General features: G+C 60.9%; 11 protein-coding genes and 5 pseudogenes. 7 read left to right on the top strand and 9 right to left on the bottom strand.

The features are described 5' to 3' along the window. The coding region (locus EOW66_RS20560; protein ID WP_206363754.1) for a hypothetical protein at positions 1 to 186 on the top strand (186 nt) is incomplete at its 5' end. A 21-nt stretch (positions 187 to 207) separates the two neighbouring features. Here the strand turns inward: EOW66_RS20560 and EOW66_RS19315 are convergent. Together EOW66_RS19315 and EOW66_RS19310 are read right to left on the bottom strand one after the other, a co-directional pair. Then, the gene (locus tag EOW66_RS19315) at positions 208 to 522 is read right to left on the bottom strand and encodes a type II toxin-antitoxin system RelE/ParE family toxin (RefSeq protein ID WP_128157935.1); all 315 of its coding nucleotides are present in this window, start codon (positions 520 to 522) and stop codon (positions 208 to 210) included. Then, positions 519 to 785, bottom strand: coding sequence for a hypothetical protein (locus EOW66_RS19310; protein ID WP_239017647.1), 267 nt, complete (start codon positions 783 to 785; stop codon positions 519 to 521). Before EOW66_RS19310 ends, EOW66_RS19315 begins: the two co-directional genes overlap by 4 nt. Before the next feature lie 449 nt (positions 786 to 1,234). Between EOW66_RS19310 and EOW66_RS19300 the strand changes: the two are divergent. From EOW66_RS19300 to EOW66_RS19285, 4 genes and pseudogenes are all read left to right on the top strand, one after another. Next, positions 1,235 to 1,459 (top strand): annotated as a pseudogene (locus tag EOW66_RS19300) (transposase); the annotation flags it as partial. Positions 1,460 to 1,517: 58 nt separating this feature from the next. Continuing rightward, positions 1,518 to 2,386, top strand: a pseudogene (locus EOW66_RS19295) (IS3 family transposase); the annotation flags it as partial. A 65-nt stretch (positions 2,387 to 2,451) separates the two neighbouring features. After that, positions 2,452 to 3,209 (top strand): IS5 family transposase gene (locus EOW66_RS19290; RefSeq protein WP_128157933.1). Its coding sequence is split into 2 segments (ribosomal slippage): positions 2,452 to 2,773 and positions 2,773 to 3,209, totalling 759 coding nucleotides; the frame shifts between segments, so codons are not numbered across the junction. 272 nt (positions 3,210 to 3,481) lie between these two features. After that, complete coding sequence (locus EOW66_RS19285) at positions 3,482 to 4,120, top strand: hypothetical protein (RefSeq protein WP_164881202.1); 639 nt, start codon at positions 3,482 to 3,484, stop codon at positions 4,118 to 4,120. A 44-nt stretch (positions 4,121 to 4,164) separates the two neighbouring features. Here the strand turns inward: EOW66_RS19285 and EOW66_RS20755 are convergent, their stop codons facing one another. Together EOW66_RS20755 and EOW66_RS20750 are read right to left on the bottom strand one after the other, a co-directional pair. After that, positions 4,165 to 4,341, bottom strand: coding sequence for an integrase core domain-containing protein (locus tag EOW66_RS20755; protein ID WP_239017646.1), 177 nt, complete (start codon positions 4,339 to 4,341; stop codon positions 4,165 to 4,167). Beyond that, positions 4,326 to 5,324, bottom strand: a complete 999-nt coding sequence (locus EOW66_RS20750; RefSeq protein ID WP_239017645.1) for a DDE-type integrase/transposase/recombinase — start codon at positions 5,322 to 5,324, stop codon at positions 4,326 to 4,328. The genes EOW66_RS20755 and EOW66_RS20750 overlap by 16 nt, the downstream gene beginning before the upstream one ends. Before the next feature lie 87 nt (positions 5,325 to 5,411). Here EOW66_RS20750 and EOW66_RS19270 point away from each other — a divergent pair. Both EOW66_RS19270 and EOW66_RS19265 read left to right on the top strand, forming a co-directional pair. Continuing rightward, positions 5,412 to 5,836, top strand: a pseudogene (locus EOW66_RS19270) (transposase); the annotation flags it as partial. A 760-nt stretch (positions 5,837 to 6,596) separates the two neighbouring features. Then, positions 6,597 to 7,625 carry an IS110 family transposase gene (locus tag EOW66_RS19265; protein ID WP_128157919.1) on the top strand — a complete coding sequence of 343 codons (1,029 nt, stop codon included), beginning with the start codon at positions 6,597 to 6,599 and terminating at the stop codon, positions 7,623 to 7,625. 261 nt (positions 7,626 to 7,886) lie between these two features. Here EOW66_RS19265 and EOW66_RS19260 read toward each other — a convergent pair. The 5 genes and pseudogenes from EOW66_RS19260 to EOW66_RS19240 all read right to left on the bottom strand — a co-directional run. Continuing rightward, a pseudogene (locus EOW66_RS19260) lies at positions 7,887 to 8,924 on the bottom strand (IS5 family transposase); the annotation flags it as partial. Between the two features lie 120 nt (positions 8,925 to 9,044). Then, positions 9,045 to 10,430, bottom strand: a complete 1,386-nt coding sequence (locus tag EOW66_RS19255; protein WP_128157931.1) for an NAD(P)/FAD-dependent oxidoreductase — start codon at positions 10,428 to 10,430, stop codon at positions 9,045 to 9,047. Positions 10,431 to 10,879: 449 nt separating this feature from the next. Next, positions 10,880 to 12,084, bottom strand: a pseudogene (locus EOW66_RS19250) (IS5 family transposase). Positions 12,085 to 12,183: 99 nt separating this feature from the next. Next, positions 12,184 to 14,247: a GumC family protein gene (locus EOW66_RS19245; protein ID WP_239017644.1), complete on the bottom strand. Its 2,064-nt coding sequence runs from the start codon at positions 14,245 to 14,247 to the stop codon at positions 12,184 to 12,186. Positions 14,248 to 14,374: 127 nt separating this feature from the next. Then, the gene (locus EOW66_RS19240; protein WP_239017643.1) at positions 14,375 to 15,166 is read right to left on the bottom strand and encodes a metallophosphoesterase; all 792 of its coding nucleotides are present in this window, start codon (positions 15,164 to 15,166) and stop codon (positions 14,375 to 14,377) included. Between the last annotated feature and the right edge of the window lie 347 nt (positions 15,167 to 15,513).

Below are 15,513 nucleotides of genomic sequence, written 5' to 3'. Positions count from 1 at the left end.
CTTGACCTCATTGGGGACTTGGCTGGAATTCTCGATCTCGGCGCGCTTGACATGACAAAGCCCCCGCATTTGGCGAGGGCTGTTGGCTCTATCGAGTCTGATTTGTTGGTTGCGGGGGCAGGATTTGCGAACTGTTTCGCAATGTCCAGGGCCATCATTCCGCCCTGCCCTGCAATAGCAGCCTGAGGCGTAGCACACAACGCTCGCTCAGATGCGCGGCTTGCTCCGCCGAACCCAATCCGCTCCGCCGTAGCTCACAGCATATATAAGGACCTCACACAGATCATCATCGACTGCAAACACAACAACACCCTTCCGCCCCGCCGGGATTGCACGAAGTCCTGGCGCAATCTCGTCGCGCCGGCTCCCCTTATGCGGGGTCAGCGAGAGGCCGCGGATGGTTTGCTCGATTTCATCAAGTTTCGCTGCGGCACTGGCCGCTCCGGCATAGTCAGAGATCCATTCGGCAATCCAATCGAGGTCGTCAGCCACCGATGGGTGAAAACGGATGTAGTGGCTCACCGCCGCCCCGAGGCCAGCCGCGCGCGTGCTCGGGCGAAGGCCTCATCGCCATCAACGAAGGCATCGCGTGGCGTCTGCAGCCTGCTTCGGACCTCGTCGGCGAAAGCGCCCAGCGCGACCTCGCGCTCCTGCTCGTCCTGGATCATCTGCTCTAGCGCTGCCGCGACCAGAGCGGATTGCGAGGCGAAGACACCAGCGCCCACCTTTTCGGTGAGGAAACGGTGGTGGCGGTTCGTGAAGCTCAGCGTGGTTTTGACGGTCATAGGAACCTCCAAGGTATGACCTTATCATACTCCAATGTTTATAGAATTCAATGCCTCCGCTTAAAGCAGTGGTGCGCCCACCGGGTTCTCGAGCGCGGATCGCTCGACAGAAGTCTTCTTCTTCCTGTTAACGAGTTCGATTTTAAAGTCGTCGAGCTCTTTGAAATCGACTGCCATATCGTCCGGCGATGGCTGCGGTATGCCTCTGCCTGCGGCCATATCATGGCCAGACCGTTCCGACGCCCATTTCATCGCAAAGAAAATAGTCCGATAGTCGTCGTTTGTGCCCAACCCGTCACATGCGGCAACAACTGCTGACTGGATCAAATCCCGTCGTCCTCTGTGCCGGCCCCTGAGCGCCGGGTAGGTTCGCATGGCACTGGACCTAGGTCGTGTTGACAAAAGGGATTCCCCTCGGGCGTAAGGCATGATTCAAGCTGGCATCTGCGATGGAGACCAGCTTGGCACGAGACCTTATGTCGGACGAGGAATGGGCGTTCTTTGAGCGCTTCATCCTCGCCGTCCGCGCCCCGAACGGACGCAAAGCCACCAACCACCGCCTCGTCCTTGATGGGATTTTCTGGATTGCCCGAACCGGGGCTCCTTGGCGGGACCTACCTGGCGAGTTCGGAAAATGGTCAAGCGTTTACCGACAGTTCAGGCGCTGTGACCTGCCCCCCGGAAGTTCCCTCAATCTGATGTAGAGTCTGCCCAACCTGAAGGAGCAGACGAATGCGAAAGAGCCGTTTCACCGAGGCGCAGATTATCGGGATGATCAAAGAGCAGGAGGCCGGTTTGCCGACCTCGGAGCTTTGCCGGAAGCACGGTTTGAGCCCTGCGACGTTCTACAAGCTGAAGGCCAAGTATGGCGGGATGGACCTTTCGGACGCCAATCGGCTCAAGCAGCTCGAGGCCGAGAACGCAAAGCTGAAGCGCCTCGTGGCCGATGTCATGCTGGACAATGTCGTGCTGAAGGATCTGCTGGGAAAGCCTTGACGACGCCGATGCAACGGCGGGACGCAGTGCTGCGGGCGATGAAGGATCATCCGATCTCTCAGCGCCGGGCCTGCGTTCTGATCGGTGTCGATCCGAAGACGGTGCGGCGAAAGAGGCCGCCCGACAACCCGGAAATCCGTGAGGCGATGCACGAGATCGTCGAGAAGCGCCGTCGCTTCGGCTATCGGCGCGTTGGCATCCTGCTCGAGCGCAAGGGTATGGTCATGAACGAAAAGAAGCTCTACCGGATTTACCGGGAAGAAGGCCTGTCGGTGCGACGCCGTCGTGGTCGCAAACGGGCACGTGGCAGCCGCACACCAATGCCGGTGCCGCTGCGGCCAAACCAGCGGTGGTCGCTGGACTTTCTGTCGGACACGTTCGGGGCTTGCCGAAAGTTCCGCATCCTGGCCGTGAACGACGACTGCTGCCGCGAAAACCTCGCCCTGATTGCCGACACCAGCATCTCCGGCGCACGGGTCGTACGCGAATTGGACGCCTTGGTCCGGATCTATGGAAAACCCGCCTGCATAGTTTCTGACAATGGCACCGAGTTCACCAGCAAGGCCATCCTGAAATGGGCCAACGTCAACAAGGTGGAGTGGCACTAGGGTCAGGACCCATTGATTCTGACCTTGTTCGATGATTCAGGAGGGCCCAGGAGGCCCTTCTGATGAGCAATCTTTTCTGGCTGACTGACGCGCAGATGGCGCGGCTTGAGCCGTTCTTTCCCAAAAGCCATGGCCGTCCCCGCGTCGATGATCGCCGCGTCTTGAGCGGCATAATCTTCATCAATCGCAATGGCTTGCGCTGGTGCGATGCTCCCCGCGAATACGGCCCGCCAAAGACGCTCTACAACCGCTGGAAGCGCTGGAGCCGGATGGGTGTGTTCACCCGTATCATGGCTGGCCTGGCGACCGAGGCCGCCGATGAGAAGACGATCATGATTGATGCAACCTACCTGAAAGCCCATCGCACGGCCTCCAGCCTGCGGGTAAAAAAGGGGGGCGTGGCAGGCTGATTGGGCGCACGAAGGGCGGCATGAACACAAAGCTTCATGCTGTAGCCGATGCGCAGGGCCGCCCGATCCGCATGTTCGTCACCGCTGGCCCCGTCAGCGATTACACTGGTGCAGCTGCCATGCTGAGCAGCCTGCCGCAGGCAGAGTGGATGCTGGCCGACCGGGGCTATGATGCCGACTGGTTCAGAGATGCGTTGAAAGACAAGGGGATAAAGGCATGCATCCCCGGCCGGAAGGGCAGGAAGAAAGCCATCAGGCACGATAAACGTCGCTACAAGCGCCGCAACCGTATCGAGATCATGTTCGGCAGGCTCAAAGACTGGCGGCGGGTTGCGACAAGATACGACAGGTGCCCCATCGTCTTCCTATCGGCCATAGCCCTCGCCGCAACCGTCCTCTTCTGGCTCTAAAGTTAATGAGTCTGGAGCCTAGGAGCGCCGCTGCGGACGCTAGCAGGGGGTGGATATCCAAATGGGCTACGGCCCCGTGCGGGCCTATGGAAGGCGAAACGCGGTAAGGAGCCAACGCCATACTCGCGCAAACACCGAGACCCATTTCTCACAGGATTACCATAGCGAGGCCGAAATTTTGACGAACACTCACATCAGTGGATGTGGAGAGCCAAACGAATCCAACGCAAGCGCGCGGCGGCTATGCGACGCATTAAAATGAGGAAATTTCTATGAGAATAAAAAATCTCGTCCTTCTCACATCTTCTTTACTAATTTCAAACCAAGCTGTCGCTCAAGAAATTAAGCTGAACATGAAGGAGTTGGCCTGTTCAGAGACACTTATCGACAATGCAGCTATCATGTTCCGCGTGGAACCCGATATGAGTATTAAGAAAGCAATCGAGATTGGCGGCCCGGCTTACAAAGACAATAAGGTAGAATTTGAGAAGGCGTTGAAGACCGCTTACTCCGAGGGCCTAAGTTCAGATGATCGAAATACGCGCAAGATCATAGAAAGCCTCTACAGCGAAAGATCAAGATTGCAATGTCTGACGGAAGGACATGAAGTCTTGCCGAGGGATGAGGTTGAGTTCTGTGATCTGACAGGAATAGTTGCCAATAATATCGCGATTCAACGTCAGGTCCCGACAATGGGGTTTTCCGATGTAATCGAGCAGAGACGGAAAATAGTCTCAATAGGATTTAACAAAGAGGTCGACGACATGTATATTAGAATTGCTAAAGATGCCTTTAGCATCCTAAAGCCAAACCTAGAAGTCGATGCGTGGTCATACATCGGCAGACTCTATGGAGACGTTAAGAGACTTGAATGCCTTGATGAGGCTATGAACGCCAAAGATGATCACTAGGTCGTGTTGACAAAAGTGTAATGACCCGGCTGAATCTGCTCAGGTTAAGCCGCTAATCTGAATGCCTCGGCCGGCGTGCGCATGGCAAGGGCCTGATGCGGGCGTCGGGTGTTGTAGAAGCTGATCCAGTCTTCAATGACGCGGGTCGCGTGCTGGGTGCTTTCGAAGCGGTGGCGGTGAACGCACTGCTCCTTGAGCGTGCGGATCAGGCGCTCGACCATGCCGTTCTGCTGCGGGCAGTGCGGGGTGATGAACTCTTGGCGAAGGCCGTAGCTGCGTACGAGGGCGATGAAGTGCCGGCTAGTGAAGAATGAGCCATCGAGGCGCCATCGGTTCGAGCCCGATGGCGAATGCCGTTGTCCGACCTCAGGAGGAACTCCCGGTCGACGCGGCCGAGCGTGCCGAACCTGGCGATCAGGGCATGTTCCAGAGCGGCGCTGGCCGCAGTGGCCTTGCCTGAGCGCGACAGGTGCCAGCCCAGCAGTTCGCCCGTGTGGCAATCGATCACTAGTGCCAGGGAGGCCCATCCGTCCTTGCCGGTCCAGACGCGTGCCAGATCCGTCGACCAGCGCTCGTTCGGTGCTGTGGCGACTGAGGGCACAGCCTGAATGCGGGGGCGCATACCGATGGCACGCTTGCGGACCTGCCAGCCCTTGAGCTGGAAGATCCGCTGCACCGTATTATTGTTGAACCCGAGCAGCCAGGCCACCGTGCGATAGCCGAAGGACGGCTCCGCCTCGATCATCGCCTTGATCGGCCCGGCAAAGCGCGGATCGACCTTCGGTGCCGCCTTGACCGGCGTGTAGTAGACCGTTCGCCGCGGCACGCCGAACCAGGCGCAGAGCTTGGCGATAGATACCGTGACGCCATCGGCCAGAAGGCCCTGCTGGATGCTCTGGATCATTTGTCGTCCGCCGCATCCAGCAGGGCCTGCACTTTTTTCGTGGCGGATTTCCAACATGGCCTCGCCGTAGGCTTCCTGGAGCTCCTTGAGCTGCCTCTCGTATTGCTCGCGAATGTCGAGCGGGTTGGCGCGCAGGGAATTCTCCATGCCCCGCTTCGCGTCCTCGACCCAGCCCTCGATCTCGGAAGGCGTCAGGTCGAACGACCGGCTGGCTTCGGCCACTGTCGTCTTGCCCTGAATGAGTTCGATCACCAGTGCCGTCTTACGCTTTGCTGTCCACCGTTTGATGCTGTCGTCCACCGTCATACTCATTGCCACGTTCTCCACTGTAGCATGAGCAGGAATTCAGTGGGTCGATACATGGCGCACACACCAGTCCAGCAGGGTGCCGGCAAGAACAGCCGCCGGGTGATCTCGGCCTTCATAGCCACAGCCTTCCTCCAGCTCGACCGTGCGGCGGGGAAGGCCCAGTGGCGGCTCATGGCGGGCCAGATGCGCGACAAGCTCCCGAAGTTGGCCACGCTCATGGACCCCGCCGAGGAGGACGTCCTGGCCGACATGACCTTCCCGGCCCGGCATCGCACTAGGCTACACAGCCCGCCGATCGAGCGCCTGAAGGGCGAGATCAAGCAACGAGCGGACGTCGTCGGCATCTTTCCGGACAAGGCATCGATCCGGCGTCTCGTCGGCGCGATCCTGATGGAGCAGACCGAGGGATGGACGGTCCAGCGCTCCAGATACATGACGCTGGAAACGCTCGCGCCCATCCGCGATGATCTAACGTCAGCTGGCCTGCAACGCAGACCGACTGACCAGTTCGGCCTGCTTGAAAGCGCGAGGACCACGGTGAGCTACGCCACCTCTTGGAACATCATCATCTTATCCTATCTACGTGTTTACGAGACCAGCAGCAGCTCAGCGCGCAGGAAAGCCGCCTTGGCAGCTACGGCCAGGAAGCGGCTCAGCGTGCCCAACGGCATGATCGCCGACGGAGTCCGCTTCCGGGAGGTTCAACAAGTCTGAATACAGTTGCCGGAAAACACAGGACGGCTCAGAAAAGAGAGCCAGGGCGCCCCACAAGTGGGGCGTACCCTGGCTCATGATCCAGCCCATTTTCCCGAAGGCCGGCGCTTTTCTTCGTGAGTGGCGCTCAAGGAGCCGGATCAAACGCTGTTGGCGCTCAGTGCCTCGATCGTGAAACTGAGCTTGTTGTGGACAAAAAACCCACAGCAACCGTTCAAACAAGAAGATATAGCTTAACTATATGCGTCGTTTTTCGAAGTTCTTTACCAAGAGGCAGTAAATTACCTGCCCGACATCTCTTCCACTACGGATTTCCCGTAGGATTCTCTGCCTGCCTGATTTAATTACACTAGCGTTGTGTCTCCGAAAGGGCAAGTTTCATGATTTAGAATTTTTTGCCTTCTTTCAATTCGGTGACTTCGATCGCAGCTCCGGTCGAAAATCTCATATGTCGATTGAAGAACTAAAACGGCATTGATGATGTAACCACCCCCCGACGGCATCGATATGCCAAGGTGGGTCTGCGACGATTCACAAAGGAGGGCGGTCATGTCGGAGCTTACCACTGTCGGACACGATCTGGCGAAGAATGTGTTTCAGGCGCACGGGGCAGATGCCTCGGGTCGCACCGTGCTGCGCAAGAAGCTGAGGTGGGATCAGGTGCTGGCTTTCTTCAGCCAGCTGCGGCCTTGCTTGGTGACAATGGAAGCCTGCGGCGGCGCGCACTTCTGGGGCCGCGAGATTGGCAAACTGGGCCACGAGGTCCGCCTCATCCCGCCCGCTTACGTCAAGCCGCTCGTTAAGCGCCAGAAGAACGACGCTGCCGATGCTGAGGCGATCTGCGAAGCGGCCATGCGCCCGACGATGCGTTTCGTGCCCGTGAAGAGTGAGGAGACCCAAGGAGCCGCTCTGGTCTTTCGCATCCGCGAGCTGCTGATCCGACAGCGCACGCAGGCGATCAATGCCCTCCGCGGCCATCTGACCGAGTTCGGCCAGATAGCACCCAAGGGGGCCGCGAATGCCAGCCGCCTCGTCGCCATCTTCGAGGCTCCGTTGAACGGCTTGCCGGAGCAGGCCGTGACGACTTTGCGCGTGCTCGTCGAAGTCATCAGGGGCTTCGACACCCAGATTGCGAAGCTCGATGCCGAGATCCGTCATCGGGCCGTGGAGAACGAACTGGCTCGACGGCTCATGACAATCCCGGGCATAGGCCCGTTGATTGCCACGGCCCTCGACACGCTGGCCCCGCCACCGGAGACATTCCGGCGGGCACGCGACTTCGCCGCTTGGCTCGGCTTGGTGCCGCGTCAACATTCGACGGGCGGCAAGCAGCGGCTTGGGGCGACGACGAAGATGGGAGAACGGTCGCTGCGGCGTTTGCTGATCCTCGGCGCCAACAGCGTCATCATCAAGCGGCATGTCCACGCCTTGGCAAAGCCCGGCACCTGGCTGGCTGGGATGTTATCTCACAAGCCTCCGATGCTGGTCCGCGTGGCTCTCGCCAACAAGATGGCGCGCATCGTCTGGGCGCTGATGATGAAGGGCGAAGCATACCGGGCTCCGACCGTGGCGGCGTAAGCCGCGCAACGGTCGTGAGACGGGATCAAGAGAACCAGCCTGCAACAAAGTGCCACCGAGCACGCGGCGTTGATTTGGGACCTGATCCGCGAACACCATACGGGCCCGCGGCATATCGAGGTCGCATCAAGAGGCCGGATATATGTCAGCACCCGACACCGCGCCAGAAAGTGCTTCATAAACCCTCTTGCGCAAGGGGCGGTTATATATGTTGCAGAACTGCGGCTTGTGGCGCAGCTGCCCCTTACTCCAGTGGCGTCATGCCACGCGAACGATCTCGGCGGCTCCGAGGGCGTTGAAGCGATTGATGAGTGCGACGCTGATTTGGATTTCGGCGGTTTGGCGGTCGGGGTCTCTTGCAGCGATCCGCTCGCCGAAGGACTTGAGGCAGCGCATCTTCGCCTCGATCCGGCTTCGGACGTGGTATCCGGTCCAGCGCTTCCAGAACGCCCGGCCATAGTGTCGGGTCGCCCGCAGGGTTTCGTTCCTGGCCATCGCGGCCGGGCAGTCCCCCTTCCATAACCGACCATTCTTGCGGATCGGAATGATCGGCACCGCGTCGCGCTCGAGGATGACGGTGTGGCAGCGGCGCGTGTCATAGGCGCCATCGGCTGTCACGGTGCTGATGTCTTCGCCCTCCGGGATCTGACCCAGCAGGTCAGGCAGGACAGGACTGTCGCCGTCTCTGCTGGGGGTGAACTCCACCGCCCGGATGTCGGACGTGGCGGTATCCATGGCCAGATGAACCTTGCGCCATTGGCGGCGGCCCTGCACGCCGTGCTTGCGGGCCTGCCACTCATTCGATGGGCTTACGCGGCGGCACTGCAGCCACGGTCCCATCTCATTCGCCGAGTCACTTGATGCCCTTCGCCATGGGCCTCGGACCAGTGGCGGCGCCATGGCTCAGTGTCCACCAGCAGGTTCAGCGGCCCGGCAGCGCGGCGATACGGGATCTGGACCTCGAGGGTCTTCTGCCGCGTGGAGTAGCCTGGAACCGGCCAATCCAGCCCGGCCAGGCGCAGCAGGTTCGCCACTATCCCGTTCGCCAGTGGGCTCGGACCAATGGCGCCTCACTGGCTCACTCGGCCTGAGCGGCAGCTTGAAAAGAACCTTGATCGACAAGCAAAACTGGATTGCCGCATTCGAGAAGACCGGTGGGCGCCCCGCGCGGCCCTCATGCGGCGCGTGCCAGGCCATCTCCTTGTCCACCCAGATCAGCAACGACCCACGCCTCTTGAGGGCATCGTTGTAGGCGGACCAGTTCGTCGTGCGATAACGGGCAGGCTTGGGTTCGCTCATGCCCCCCATCTAACCGCATGGATTCGTGATGTGAATCCTTCACAACGGGAGTTCTACAACAACGCCGGGGCGGTCACATCATCAAGCCCGATTCATTGCGCTCTGCAATTCCGAGGTGAGTCATTTATGCCAGGCGGTCACCTTCATCTCCGCCGATGCCGACAAAGACTTTGCTGGCATTAGCGGGGCCATCGCCTCCGGCGGTGCCTTCTGGCGCGGGCCTCGAAACCGCCCCCGGTCAAGCCAAATCTTTGGTTGCCGCGAGTTCAGCAAATCCACCGCCCACATCAGGGTACCGCGCCAAACGCCATGCAGCTGTACCAGATGCGACCGATATAGAAGGACATGAGCCATGTGAGCGATCCGCCCACGGATGCCCGCGCTCCGGAAAAAGCTGAACGTCCCGAGCGAACCGAATTCGCCATAGCCGCCGACCGATACCAGCGCATCAGGCTCGCGGAATCGGAACGGCGGCACCTCGTCGCCGTCGATCAGCGCGGGCAGATGCCGGCAGAGATAGCAGGCTTGTTGATAGGCCACCTGCGCCGTGGGCGCGAGCGGAAGCCGGCCACTCCCCGGCGTCAGGCTGGCGCAATCGCCAAGCGCGAAGATCTCCGGGGCGTCGAGGCTGCGCAGCCTGTCGCTCACCACGACCTGCCCCCCCCCACCGCACGTCACCTTGAGTGTACCGAGCACATCGGGCGCCCGCATCCCCACCGCCCAAATGCCGATGTCGGGTTCGATAATCCGTCCGTCGGCGAGATGGAGGCCAAGATCGCTCGCCCTTTCCACCCTTGCATCGGTCAATACTGTCACGCCAAGCTCCTCTAACCGAGCGTGGCTTTCACGCGCGATCCGCTCGGGGAGGGGCCGAAGGATGCGCGGCCCGCCCTCGAGCAGCGTGACCCTCACCCGACCGGCGATGCCATCGGCACCGCAATATTCCGCCAGATCGGCGAGCTGCGCGAGCTCGGCCGCCAGCTCCACTCCCGTCGCTCCGCCCCCCACGATACCGATGGAGAGGAGGCCGCGATGAGCCGCGGCATCGAGAACCCGCAACCTCATCTCGTGGTTGAAGGCCATCGCCTGAGCACGGGAATCAATGGTGCGGCAATGTTCTGCCACGCCGGGCGTGCGGAACCCATCTGCGAGGCTGCCGAGCGCAAGGACCAGCGTGTCATAGTCCAGCACTCGCGCGCCCACGACCTCGCCCAGCGTGCCGTCAACGAGCGGCGCGATCTGCACCTGACGCGCGCGCCGGTCGATCCCGATGACCGAGCCCGGCACGAAGACGAAGCCGCGCTCCCGGGCCTGTGCGACGTAGGAGGTCTGTGGCGGGAGGACGGCGCAGGTGCCCGCAGCGATCCTGTGCAACATCGGCTTCCAGACATGGGCGGGCTCACGGTCAATCAGCGTGACCCGGAACCGCGATGCCAACCGGCTGGCAACATGGAGCCCCGCGACCCCACCCCCAAGGATGGCAATACGATGGCCTTGCGTGTTCACAAAATAGTTCCGGCCAAGAGGCTATCCCGGCCGAATGCAGTGCCGATAGCGGCTGCTTGCCTTTGGGGAAGCAAGAAGCCAGCGCAGAAAGCTCTGCCAGACTGAGATCAGTTCTACGCCACGCCCGCCGTGGCAAGGGCAAAGATACAGCCGATATGCGCGATGTCAACTCATGTGGACTATTACCTTCCCAATGCCTTAGGTGTTTGATCCCACGGCTTGATGGTGCGATCTTTTCTCAGGAATGGAAGGAAGCATTATGGGCCAGGCCCATCACGGGATTTTTCACCATCTGCAACTAGAGTCGGCCCTAGGTTTGATCCAATCCACCGGATACCGGGACTAAACATCTAGCAGGGCGCTGAAATAGTCGGCCGGCGAGAAGGGTCTTCGGTTTTCGCAAATTTTTGCGGCTGCGTGTCCTTCCTCAGGTCCACCGCTCTTCGGCCTCAAGCGGCGAGCAGCCGGGGCAGCCCTTCCAGGTTGTTGGCGGCCATCGTCAGGATGAACCGCGACTGCACGCATTCGAGGCCGCGATACATCGTCTGTGCCGTCCCTCCGACCGTCTTGGCCCAGCCGAACGCCTCTTCGATCCGCTTTCGATGTTTCAGTGACAGGCGTAGCCGTCGTGGCGGGTGGTGCGGCGGTCGATGGCGGAGTGCCGGGCCTTTTGCGCGACATGAGGTGTGACACAGGCCTCGCGCAGATCGCTGGCGAATTCGGCCGCGTCATCCCCCTTGTCGGCGCCCAACGTCAGGCGCCGGGTCGAGTCCGGCGAATGGCGGTGAGTCATGTCGAGTGCAGCTTGCCGTTCTGCATGGCCATCGGCCAAGGGCTCAGCTCGCCCTGCACGATCAGCCGGACCGGTTCTCCATCACGGCATGGCCGATGAAGCACAGTATTGCACCGGTGCCGGGAGATTTCTTGTAAAGCCGCACTTCGGGATCGGTGATCGAGGCATGCGTGGCGTTCGAGCGTTTCTCGCCGCGAAAGTCGACCTCGGCATTGCGGTTCTGGCGGGGGCTGCGGGGCATCGGATCGGGCTCTGCTTCGGTCGCGGGCGGCTCGGGGGCGAGGCTTTGCGCCGGCGGCGTGCCGGGATCCTCGTCGCCCGGATCGTCATCGAGACCATCGGTCTCGGGCGGCTCGGCCTTCGGCTGGAAGCTCTGCATCGGCGGTGAGCCATGGGGCCGCCACTGATCCGAGGCCCATGGCGAACGCCTTCACCAGCGTGCCATCGACCGAGAAATGCTCATCCGACAAGAGCGGCGCCACCTCGCGATGCGCCATGATCTTGCGCGACATCTCGGTGCTCATCAGCCGGTCGCGGTTCTTCGTGAACACCGTCGGAACCCAGACCTGATCGTCGATCCCGAGTCTGACGAACCAGCAGGTTGTAATCCATCTGTTCCATCAGATGGAGTTCCGAGCGGATCGAGAACAGGATCTGCAGAAGACGGGCCCGGACCAGCCGTTCCGGCGCGATCGAGGGGCGGCCGAAGCGGACGTAAAGCCCTTCGAAATCAGCGTCGAGGCTGGTGAGGGCGTCGTTGACCACCTGCCGGATCTTGCGCAGTGGGTGCCTGGCCGGGATCCGGTCTTCCAGGTCGGCATAGCTGAAAAGCGAACCGCTCGTCTCGTCCGTGCCCCGCATCGTGATCCCGCTATCGCCGTGGCGAGAGGTGAATCATGTTCTGCATCCGAGGTCGAGGCCGACTATTTCAGCGCCCTGCTAATGGAGTGACCACTCCCTTCAACCGTTGTAATACTTAGAGCCGTAGGTGGAATAGGCACCATAGCCGCCATAAGTGCCGCCATAGCCGTAACGCTTCATCTGCGCTCCGTCGATCTGGCTGAGCACCAGCCCTGCGACCTTCAGTTGAACGGTCTCGAACATCTGCAAGGCCTCCCGCACCTGCCCATGACTGGTGGCGTTCCACTTCACCGAAAACACGACGGCATCCGCCTCCTGCGCGATGATACGCGCGTCAGGCACGACGAGAACAGGCGGTGTGTCGATGATGATGTAGTCGTAGAGCGAACGCATTTTAGTGATGAACTCGTGCCAGGCGTCCGACATGAAGACGTCAGCAGCGTTGATCGCGGAGCGTTCCCCCATAATCACCGAAATTCCCAGCTCGGCCGGACGCAGGATCGCCTCTTCCAGCTCCGCCTCGCCTGACAGGACAGAGACCAGCCCCTTGCCCGTCTGCGCCTGCGACATGAAATACTGCCCAAGCGTGTTACGGCGGATATCGCCTTCGATCAGGAGGACCGACTTGCCGATACCCACGAGATTCATTGCAAGCGCAAGCGAGTTCGTCGTCTTGCCCTCGCCCGGCACAGAGGAGGTCGAGACGATCACCTGCGGCGGATGATCGACATTCGAGAGCAGGACCGAGGTGCGCAGGTTGCGCACCGCCTCCACTGCCGCGGAAGACGTTTTGCTTGCCAGATAGGACAGGATTTCCGAGCGATCCGCGCCGGGGATGACCGGGATCTGCCCCATCACCACCACACCGGTTTCTTCCTCAAGCTGGCGCGCCGTCCGGAAGCCACTGCTCAGCGCCTCGCGTGCAATCACGAGCCCGACCCCGACAAGAAAGCCGAGCGCAACACACATCGCGACGATCAGGCTCTTACGCGGGGCGGTAGGAACCGAGGGGATGACGGCCATCGACAGCACGCGGCTGTCCGCTTGCTGGATGCCCTGCTGCGCTGAGGTCTCCTTCAGACGGCCCAGGAAGTACTCATAGAGCGTGCGGCTCGCCTCGGCCTCACGGGCGAGCTGCTGCAGCTGGATCATGTCGTCGCCCTGCGTCGCAATTTGCCGGCTCATCGTTTCCAGGGACCGCTCCAACGCGGCACGTTGATCGCTCGCGCGGGCCGCGTCAAGTTCGGCGCGGGCCAGAACTTGGGCGAAACGCGTGTCGAATTCCCCGCTGCCCGGCTCCTGTCGCGTCAGTACAACGTCCTGCGCAGCGGCAAGCTTCGCCTCGGGCGTGTCGGCGGCCCTCAACTGCGCCACCCGCGCCTGCGCCGCGGCCTCCTGCGCCTTGCCCTGCTCGATTCGCTCGCGGATATCCTTCAGCTGCACCTCGAGCGAAGTCAGCATTTCGGGCGAGACGAGCGTGGTCGCCGAATTGAAGGATTTCACCTTCTCTTCGGCCACCTCGAGATCGCTTTTCAGTTCGGCGACACGATTCGTCAGCCAGGCCGTCGCCTGCTCCGTGGCATCGAACTTCACCTCGATCTGGTTGAGGATATAGCGCTTGGCGATCGCGTCGGCGATCATCGCAGCCTTTTGCGGATCTTCCGACTGAACGGCGATCTCGAAAACATAGCTCGAGGTGACATTGCGCACCGAGAGATGGTCGAGCAGCGCATCCACCACTTTTGCCTTCGAGGTTTCGGTCTGGATCTGCGCCCCGAACAGCCCCTTGAGACGCGCCAGCAGAGACGGCGTGCGAAGCGCGGCATTGAACTCCGGATCAGCGGTGAGGTTCATCTCCTCCACGACCTTTTCCGCCAGGCCGCGCGATTTGAGCACCTCGACCTCGGTATTCAGCTCGGCGGAATCACCGGTAATTCCGCTCATCACGCCCTGCAAATCAACAACTTGGTTCTTGCGCGTATCGAGCACCACCATGGATTGGGCAGTATAAATCGGCGTCGCGAGGCCATAGGCATAGATCAGGCCAAGACTGATCATCAGCACGGTCACAGCGGCAATCACCCGCCAGCCCGCGCGTAGAGACTGAAACAATTGCGCCAGATCGATTGTGTCATCAGTGCCATCGGCTCGCACATCAGCCATGGTAATCCTGTTCATATTCACTCGCAGAGGCCATCAGGTTTGGACCAAAATTCGCCACACGCCGCCGGGATGAAAGCGGCGTATACGGATCGACTTGTGAAGCCCACCGCCGCAGATTGCAACTGCATCAGGGAAATTCGCTCAAAAATTGAACACCCCCGCCTGAAATGAGTGCCACGCTCAGGGCGCCGCCTGCGAAAGCGCCGGTGTCGACGGAGATCACCCCATCCGCGGCCACCGGCACCGAAACGATGCGGTGGCCGCGGACCACCCAGATTCCGTCGGTTCGCCTACGGCGCCCGAAATCTGGGCAGCCCCAGGTCAGCACCTCGCCGCTTTGCTGGGCCATCGGCCGCCAGGGGTCCGCACCGGCATGGGTCACCGCGACATTGCCGCTGACCACGAGCCGCGGCAGGCTTTGCAGCCAGAGCTCCAGCTCCAACCCGAGCGCGATGCGCAGACGATCACGCATGGCTAGGCACTCAGCATGTGAGGGCGCGGCACCGGGCGTGAGGATGCCGAAGCTTGCCATGGTCTGCAGGCCTCCATTGCGCAGCCAATGTGCCAAGGCATGCTCGATGTCGGCGTCGGAGGCATCGAGAAAACGTAGGAGCATCTCCTCGTGATTTCCCATGATGACAGTGATGTCGCCGCGCCGCGCATGAGCAAGGCGCAACACCTCCGCGCTGGCCTCCCCTCGGTCGATCAGGTCTCCGACACAGATCAGCCGTGCCCCGGGCGCCTCCTGCCGGAGCCGGGCGAGCAGACGCTCAAACAGCACGATCTCGCCATGCACGTCGCCGATTACCGCAAGTGTCGTCTCGGGGCGCAGCGGCGGAAAGGCGGGCATCTGCTGGTGAGCGCGCCGCAGGGCGGAGTGCGGCTTCATCAACCCAAGATGTCTCAAAATTTTTCGCATGCCCTTTCATAGCACTCCCAATATCCGGTCTTCCGGCGAATCAAAGCCACAATCCATTACGTCTCCGGAGAGTGCAATTGGCGGGAACGCATTTCTGCACTCGCCTCGAAGTAAGGAACAGCCGCCGCCGGCGGCGTTAACCATTGCGAGCGCCCATTCTCTGTGCGATCACCGCTTCGAAGACGATTATTCCGCCTGCGGCTGCCAAGTTGCGCGGGGACAAGTGTTATGAAATGTTCAAGAGAGACATGTATCGTCCGTTCACGAGCCCGATCAGCCCTGCCTGGGGAGAGGCTGCTTAGATGCAGCGACACGAGTGGTGGCGGTGCCTATCCGAACTAAATTTT

Source organism: Paenirhodobacter huangdaonensis (assembly GCF_004022465.1).
GTDB lineage: Bacteria > Pseudomonadota > Alphaproteobacteria > Rhodobacterales > Rhodobacteraceae > Rhodobacter > Rhodobacter huangdaonensis.
The sequence above is the reverse complement of the archived record's forward strand: the minus strand, read 5'-3'. Positions and strand labels throughout refer to the sequence as shown.

Excerpts from the sequence above, each read along its gene's own strand:
- EOW66_RS19310 (WP_239017647.1), bottom strand. The coding sequence starts at position 785 with ATGACCGTCAAAACCACGCTGAGCTTCACGAACCGCCACCACCGTTTC.
- EOW66_RS19285 (WP_164881202.1), top strand. The coding sequence starts at position 3,482 with ATGAGAATAAAAAATCTCGTCCTTCTCACATCTTCTTTACTAATTTCA.
- EOW66_RS20755 (WP_239017646.1), bottom strand. The coding sequence starts at position 4,341 with ATGGTCGAGCGCCTGATCCGCACGCTCAAGGAGCAGTGCGTTCACCGC.
- EOW66_RS19265 (WP_128157919.1), top strand. The coding sequence starts at position 6,597 with ATGTCGGAGCTTACCACTGTCGGACACGATCTGGCGAAGAATGTGTTT.
- EOW66_RS19245 (WP_239017644.1), bottom strand. The coding sequence starts at position 14,247 with ATGGCTGATGTGCGAGCCGATGGCACTGATGACACAATCGATCTGGCG.
- EOW66_RS19240 (WP_239017643.1), bottom strand. The coding sequence starts at position 15,166 with ATGCGAAAAATTTTGAGACATCTTGGGTTGATGAAGCCGCACTCCGCC.